This window comes from Kitasatospora sp. NPDC057518 (assembly GCF_042802075.1).
Classification (GTDB): Bacteria; Actinomycetota; Actinomycetes; order Streptomycetales; family Streptomycetaceae; genus Kitasatospora.
Window position 1 is genome coordinate 1 of the sequence record NZ_JBHVEU010000456.1, and the last position, 7253, is coordinate 7253.

Genomic DNA, 7253 nt, shown 5'->3' on the forward strand with positions numbered 1-7253 from the left:
GCGGCACTGCGGTGCCGCCCCGCCGTCCGTGGTGCCGCGGGCGCGGGGTGGTGATGGCCCGAGCTGAACATCATTCATATGATGGCAAGTCAGTAACTATCAGCCGGTGCCACGATCCTCGGAGGGCGTCCCGGACCAGGGCGCGCCCAGGGGACCGGGCCGGCCCCCGGATCCGCTCCGGCCCCCTCGGGCTCGATTCAGGGAGAAGCATTGCGCGGCACCGTGCTCGCCGACCGCTACCGGCTGGTGGACTGGCTCGGCGGCGGGTCGATGGGCGACGTGTGGCTCGCCGAGGACGAGGTCCTGGGCCGCCGGGTGGCGGTCAAGGTGGTGAAGCCGGCCCTGCTGGACGAGCCCGGCTTCGCCGAGCGCTTCCACGCCGAGGCCCGCGTCATGGCCCGGCTGCGGCACCCGGGCATCGTCGGCGTGTACGACTACGGGCACAGCGGCGGCGACGGGGCCAGCGGCGACGCGCACGGCGACGGGCACGGCGGTGCGTACGGGCGGCGCCCGGTCGGCTACCTGGTGATGGAGCTGATCGACGGTCAGCCGCTGAGCGCCGTCCTGGAGCGGCGCGGAGCCCTGCCGGTGGCCGAGGCGCTGCGGCTGGCCCTCCAGGTGCTGGAGGCGCTGGAGGCCGCGCACGCGTCCGGGGTGGTCCACCAGGACATCAAACCCGCCAACCTGATGGTCAACGGCGACCGGACGGTGATCGCGGACTTCGGCATCGCCGGCCCCGCCTGCGACCCCCGGTTCACCGTACCCGGGGTGGTGCTGGGCACCGCCGCCTACCAGGCACCGGAACAGGCCTCCACCGGGACGGTCACCGCCTCGGCGGACCTCTACGCGCTCGGCGTGGTCCTCTACGAGTGCCTCGCCGGGAGGCTCCCGTACGACGGGGAGACCGCCCTCGAACTGATCCTCAAGCACCTGACGGAGCCCGTCCCGCCGCTGCCCGGGGACGTGCCCGCGCCGGTGCGCGCGGTGGTCGAGCGGGCGATGGCCAAGGACCCCGGCGAGCGCTGGCCCGACGCGGCGACGATGGCCGCGGCGCTGCGCCAGGCCCTCGCGGCGGGCGAGGCGGCGGGCGAGGCGGCGTCGCCGTCGGGCCCGGAGCGGCCCGTCGCCCGGTCCGTTGCCCGGCGGATACCCCGGGCCGGGCGCCGCCTGCGGGCGCTGGCCGGGGTGACGGCACTGACGCTGCTCTGCGTCGTCGGGGCCGCCGGGGCGACGGTGGTGCGGCCCGGCCGGGACGCCACGCCGCACGGCGCCGCTGTCGCCGGGCCCGCGGCCGGGTCCGCGGTGGCGGGCGCCGCCGCCCTCGTCGAGGCCGGCCGCCTGCCCGCCGGACAGCCGTCCGCCCCCACGCAGGCCCCCGTACCGTCGGGCGGACCGGGCACCGGCGAGAGCCCCGCGCGCGTCGCCGGGCCCGGACCGGCCACCGCCCCGCCGTACGCCACGTCCGCCGCCCCGCCGCCCGCGCCGGTCCCCGCCGCGCCCGCCGCCCCGGCCCCCGCCCCCGCCGTGGGCCAGAGCCCGGCCGCGCCCGCGCCGACCTCCGCCGCCCCGGAGCGCCCCGCCCCCGGCGAAACGGCCACCCCCACGACGCCCGCGACCCCGACGCAGTCCGCCCAGCCCACGCCGCAGCCCAAACCGCAACTGCCCGCCGAGGCGCGGATCACCGGCACCAACGGCGCGCTGGACAACTACTCCTCCAACGACCAGGACGGCAACACCGTCGGCACCTACTTCGCCAACGGCACGGCGGCGCAGCTGTGGCGGCTGGACCGGGTCGCCGACGGGATGTACTACCTGCGCAACGCCTCCAGCAACTTCACCAAGGTGCTGGACCAGGACCGCAGGAGCGGACTGGTGCAGATCTGGACGAGCCCGCCGGCCGACTGGAACCAGGTCTGGGCCATCGCGCAGGTCCCGGGCGGCTACCGGATCGCCAACGTCGCCACCCAGCTGTGCCTGACGTCCGAGGGCATCGGCGTCGGGACCCACGTGGCGTCCTGCACGGGCGCGCAGAACCAGGTGTGGACGTTCAACTGAGCCGCCGGGAGCCGACTGCCTGGCTCCGACCGGAGACCGCCATCGACCGGGGCCGCGACGGCGAGCTGTACGACTACGACGCGGACGACGCCGGGTTCGTCCGGGATCCGGGGGCCGGGGCGGCGCTGTGGGCGGTGCCACGGCCCCGGGTCACCACGGGGCCATCACCAGCTCGCCGATCACCTGGAGGCCGACTCGTGCCGCCAGCCACGGGGCGCGTTCGGCCTCGACATGCTTGACGTGCACGAACACCGTGTGGTCGGCTGCCGGCTCCGTCAGGTCGAGGTCCCGGGCATGCGCGCAGACCGTCACGTAGGCGCCCCTGGGACCTCCGGCACCGAGGCCGATGTCGGGAGCCTCCGGCCAGCCGGAGAAGTCCCAGCGGACCGACACCGGGCATGCCCCCGCCGCCGCCAGGACCGGCCGCACCACGTCCGCGGACATGCCCCAGCCCATCAACCGGACCGGGAGGTGGGCCGACGGCGGGTCACCCCTGTCGGAGGAGCCGTGTCCGGCGCCGTCGGCCCACCACTCGGCACCCGGCAGGAGGCCCAGGAGCCGTTCGAGGGCCCGCGCGTCGGGAACGCGCGCGTCGAAGTCGACCTCGAGCTCCCGGGTGTCGGCGAGATCCAGCAACCGCCCGGCGGCCCGCAGGGCCTCGTCGAGGTCCGCCGTCCTCAGGACCGGTCGCGCGTAGGAGTTGGCCATGGCGGGGAGTCTGCCAGGGCGCCCGCACTCGGAGATACCGGTTTCGTCCGCGCCCTGGACCTGCCGGCGTCCCCCTGTCCTCCCGCGGAGGCGCCCCCAGGTCGGCTCGCCGGACCGGGCGGACCTCCGGCGGGTCACGCCGGCAGCCAGGACGGCCACTGCCGGCGCGGCCGGACGGCGGGGCGGGCCGGGCCGATCAGCTCGCGCAGCCGGGCGGCCTCGGGGGAGCCGATGGAGGCCAGGATGTCGTAGGCCTCCGACCGGTGCGCCCGGGCCGCGTCCTCGGTCGCGTCGTGGTCGGCGAGCGCGTCGCCGAGCGCCGCCAGGGCCAGCCCCCGCCCCCGGCGGTCGCCGTCGAGCGTCAGCACCTCCACCGCCCGCCCGGCCGCCGCCACCGCCTCCTCGCCGCGGCCGACGGCGCGCAGCGATTCGGCGAGCCGCAGCAGCGTACGGCCGGTGCGGCGCCGGTCGTCCGGCCGCAGCAGGGCCAGGGCGTTGCGGTGGTGGCGCAGGGCCTGCTCGTACTCGCCGCGGTCGTGGGCGATCGTCCCCAACGAGTCCAGGGCGAGCGCCTGCAGCTCGTGGTCGGCGAGCTCGTGGCAGATCAGCAGCGACTGGTCGACGACGCGCACCGCCGCCTCGGAGCGGCCGAGCCCGGTGAACGCGCCCGCCAGGTCGAGCAGTTCGGCCGCGACCGAGCGCCGGTCGCCGAGCCGCTCCCACACCGAGATCGCCGCCGTGAAGCCGTCGACGGCGTCGCCCGGCCGGCCGACCTGGGCGAACAGGGCGGCCAGCGAGGCGTGGGCCAGGGCGAGCAGCGGCCCCGGCAGATCGTGGGCGGTGCACAGGTCGCGGGCCCTGAACAGCTCGGCGAGGGCCGCGGGTTCGGAGCCGACCTCGGTCAGCAGCCGTCCGAGCACCAGCCGGGCCCTGACCTCGCCCGTCCGGTCGCCCGCGCGGACGGCGGCGTGGAGCAGCACCTTGGCCGCGTGCCCGAGCGGCCGGGCGGCCTGGCCGGTCTCGCACAACAGGACGTAGCCGAGCAGCAGTTCGGCCGCCAGGTCGAGCCGGGGCGGCTCGGGGAGGGCGGCGTACTGGCCGACCAGCGCGCCGATGCCGCGATAGTCGCCGCGGCCGTGGGCCGCCGCCGTACCGCAGCCACCGCCACGGGCGGCGGCACCGGTGAACGGCAGGGCGGCGCGGGCGGCGGCCGGGCCGAGGGCCGCGACGGTCTCGCCGTGGTGATGGGCCACCAGGCGGGTGAGGACGGCGGCCGGCCGGTCCCCCTCCGCCTCCGCTTCCCCCTCCGGGGCGAGCTGCAGGGCGAAGGCGCGCAGCAGGTCGTGGTACCGGTAGCGGTCCGGCGGCGCCGTCTCCAGCATCGAGCAGTCGACCAGCGACTCGGCCAGCTCCTCGGCCTCCCGCTCCGGCAGGCCGAGCACCGCCGCGACCGCCCCCGGCGACAGGTCGGGCACCTCCGGAACCGCCAACAGGCGGAAGGCCCGGGCCTGTTCGGGCGTCAGCTGGTCGTAGCCGAAGCGGAACGCCGACTCGACGGCGAGGTCCCCGGCGCGCAGCACGTCCAGCCGCCGGCGGTCCCCGGCCAGCTTGTCGAGCAGCCGGGCCATCGACCAGCCCGGCCGGCAGGCGAGGCGCGCGGCGAGGATCCGTACGGCCAGCGGGAGGTGGCCGCAGAGCCGCACGAGCTCCCCGGCCGTGTCCGCCTCGGCCCGCAGTCGCTGCCCGCCGACCACCCGTTCGAGCAGGCCCAGGGCCTCCTGCGGGGCGAACGCGGTCAGCTCGACGACGTGCGCGTTGGGAAGCGAACCGAGCCTGGCCCGGCTGGTGACGAGCACGGCGCAGCCCGCCCGGCCGGGCAGCAGCGGCCTGATCTGCTCGGCGTCCCGGGCGTTGTCGAGGACCACCAGCACCCGCCGGCCCGAGAGCAACGAGCGGAACTGGGCGGAGCGTTCGGCGAGCCCGGGTGCCAGCCCCTCCGGCGGCACGCCCAGGGACCGCAGGAAGGCGCCCACCGCCTCCTCGGGCCGGGTCGGGCGGCCGTCGGCCCCGTGCAGGTCCAGGTAGAGCTGGCCGTCGGGGAAGTCCGCGGCCAGCGTGTGCGCGACGTGGACGGCCAGCGCCGTCTTGCCCACGCCGCCCAGGCCCGACACCGTCGCCACGGGCATGGTGCCGGGGGAGAGCAGGACGGCCCGCAGCGCCTCGGTCTGCGCCTCGCGGCCGGTGAAGTCGGCGAGGTCGGCCGGGACTTGGGTCGGCCGGACGGCCGGCGGGTACGGCGCGCGGGCCGCGGCGGCGGGCCGGGCCGTCGTCGGTGCGGGCGAGGAGGTGGGCGTGGCCGAGGGTGAGGACGTGGACGCCGAGGTGGGCGCGGGCGCCACGAGCGCGGCGTCGGCCACCAGGATCCGGCGCTGCAACTCGCGCAACCCGGGCCCGGCCGAGACGCCGAGCTGCGCCCGCAGCCGCCGGTCCGCCGCGCGGTACACGCCCAGGGCCTCCGCCTGCCGGCCGGTCCGGTAGAGGGCGAGCATCAGCAGTTCGGAGAACCGCTCCCGGAGCGGGTACTCGGCCACCACGGCGGCCAGTTCGGCGACGGCCTCGCCGGACGGCCCGGCCTCGACCTCGGCCTCCAGACAGGACTCCAGGACGGTCACCCGGCGCTCGGCCCACTCGCCGCGCTGCCGCTCGGCGTACGGGCCGGGCAGCCCGGTCATCGGCTCGCCCTGCCACAGCGCCAGCGCCGAGCGGAGCACGGCGGCGGCGCGGGCGTGCTGCCCGCCGACGCGCAGCCCCCTCGCCTCGCCGAGGAGTTCCTCGATCCGGTGGGTGTCCAGCCCGCCGGCGTCCAGGGCGAACAGGTAGCCCCCGCTGAGCGTGGTCGGTGCGGCGGGCCCCAGGACGCGGCGCAGGCGGTGGACGTACGTCCGGATCACGGCGGAGGGCTTGGCGGGCGGATCATCGCCCCACAGGTCGTCGACCAACTGACCGGTCGACACCGGGTGGTTGGCCCTCAGCAGCAGCGCGAGCAACAGGCTCCGCTGCTGCGGCGATCCGAGCACGAGCTCGCCGCCGTCCCGCCACCCCCGCAGCGGCCCCAGCACCGTGAACCGTAAACCACCCACCGGCCAATCCCCCTCCGCCCGCACACGATCCCCCGGCCGCGCATTTTACCGACCGCATCACCCCTGGTCAGGGACGAGGCCCCGGGCCCGTCCGGGAGTACGGGGATACCCTGGCCGCCGGACCGGGAACGAGGGGGAGAGCGTGACGCACGCGACGGCACCGGACGGCACCCGGATCGCCTACCAGTTGCGCGGCGAAGGGGCGCCACTGGTCCTGCTGGCCGGCCAGGCCAACGACCACCACTGGTGGGACGCGGTCCGCGCCGACTTCCACCCCGCCCGCGCCACCCTCACCCTCGACCACCGCGGCACCGGCGGCAGCGACAAGCCCGACACCCCGTACAGCACCGAACAGTTCGCCCGGGACGTCGTCGCCGTCCTCGACGACCTCGGCATCGACCGGGCCGACGTCTACGGCACCTCCATGGGCGGACGGGTGGCCCAGCAGCTCGCCGCCCGCCACCCGCACCGGGTGCGCGCCCTGGTCCTCGGCTGCACCTCACCCGGCGGCCCGCACGGCGTCGAACGCGGCGCCGACGTCCGCCGCGCCCTGGCGCAACCCGACCCCGAGGCCGCGCGACAGGCCCTGCTGGAGCTGATGTACACCCCCCGGTGGCTCGACTCCCACCCCGGCCCGCACCACACCCTCGGCGACCCCGCCATGCCCGCCCACGCCCGCCGCCGCCACCTCGCGGCCAGCAACCGGCACGACGCCTGGGACCTCCTGCCGGCCATCGGCGCCCCCACCCTGGTCGTCCACGGCGCCGACGACCGGCTCAACCCCGCTGCCAACGCCCCCCTGCTCGCCGCCCGCATCCCCGGCGCCCGCCTGCACCTGCTCCCCGGCGCCCGGCACGCCTACTTCGAGGAGTTCCGCACCACCGCGAGCCCCCTCGTCCTGGACTTCCTCACCACCGCCCAGTAGGTAAGCGGAAGGACCGGTTTCGGCCAGTCGTGTCTCCGGTGGATACAACCGATCACATCTTCGGCATGCTGACCGCTCACGTTGTCCGGACACGACAAAGGAGAAGGCCATGCGTCGAATCGCGGCTCTGGGGGCGGGTGCGGCACTGCTGGTGGCCGCCGGTGTGATGGCGGCGCCGACCGCCTCGGCGACCTCGTACTGCAGCACCACCCAGGGGACGAACTGGGGCTCGGTGAGCTGCCAGACCACCGCCACGAAGAACCACTGGCAGCTGGTACTGGTCTGCAACAACGACAACGTCAAGGGCAGCCAGGCGACCGTCAACGGCCTCTGGCACATGGGCAACGGCAGCGACACCCTCTACTGCCCGACCGGCTACAGCGCGGCGTACACCAAGGTCAACAACGACAACTGAACCTCCGGCC

At 76.4% G+C, this 7253-nt stretch carries 5 protein-coding genes; 3 read left to right on the plus strand and 2 right to left on the minus strand.

The window, feature by feature from the left end:
• Positions 1 to 210 precede the first annotated feature (210 nt).
• Positions 211 to 2055 (plus strand): serine/threonine protein kinase, encoded by a 1845-nt coding sequence (locus ACFU7Z_RS32980; RefSeq protein WP_380781570.1) that lies wholly within the window; start codon positions 211 to 213, stop codon positions 2053 to 2055.
• Between the two features lie 150 nt (positions 2056 to 2205).
• On the opposite strand, the gene ACFU7Z_RS32985 is transcribed toward ACFU7Z_RS32980, so the two are convergent.
• Both ACFU7Z_RS32985 and ACFU7Z_RS32990 read right to left on the minus strand, forming a co-directional pair.
• Complete coding sequence (locus ACFU7Z_RS32985) at positions 2206 to 2763, minus strand: hypothetical protein (protein ID WP_049661056.1); 558 nt, start codon at positions 2761 to 2763, stop codon at positions 2206 to 2208.
• A gap of 134 nt (positions 2764 to 2897) precedes the next feature.
• Positions 2898 to 5903 (minus strand): BTAD domain-containing putative transcriptional regulator, encoded by a 3006-nt coding sequence (locus tag ACFU7Z_RS32990; RefSeq protein WP_380781572.1) that lies wholly within the window; start codon positions 5901 to 5903, stop codon positions 2898 to 2900.
• A gap of 142 nt (positions 5904 to 6045) precedes the next feature.
• On the opposite strand from ACFU7Z_RS32990, the gene ACFU7Z_RS32995 reads away from it, so the two are divergent.
• Together ACFU7Z_RS32995 and ACFU7Z_RS33000 are read left to right on the plus strand one after the other, a co-directional pair.
• Positions 6046 to 6828, plus strand: a complete 783-nt coding sequence (locus ACFU7Z_RS32995) for an alpha/beta fold hydrolase (RefSeq protein WP_380781574.1) — start codon at positions 6046 to 6048, stop codon at positions 6826 to 6828.
• Between the two features lie 109 nt (positions 6829 to 6937).
• On the plus strand, positions 6938 to 7243 hold the full coding sequence (locus ACFU7Z_RS33000) for a hypothetical protein (protein WP_074005326.1): 306 nt from the start codon (positions 6938 to 6940) through the stop codon (positions 7241 to 7243).
• The last annotated feature ends 10 nt before the right edge of the window (positions 7244 to 7253 follow it).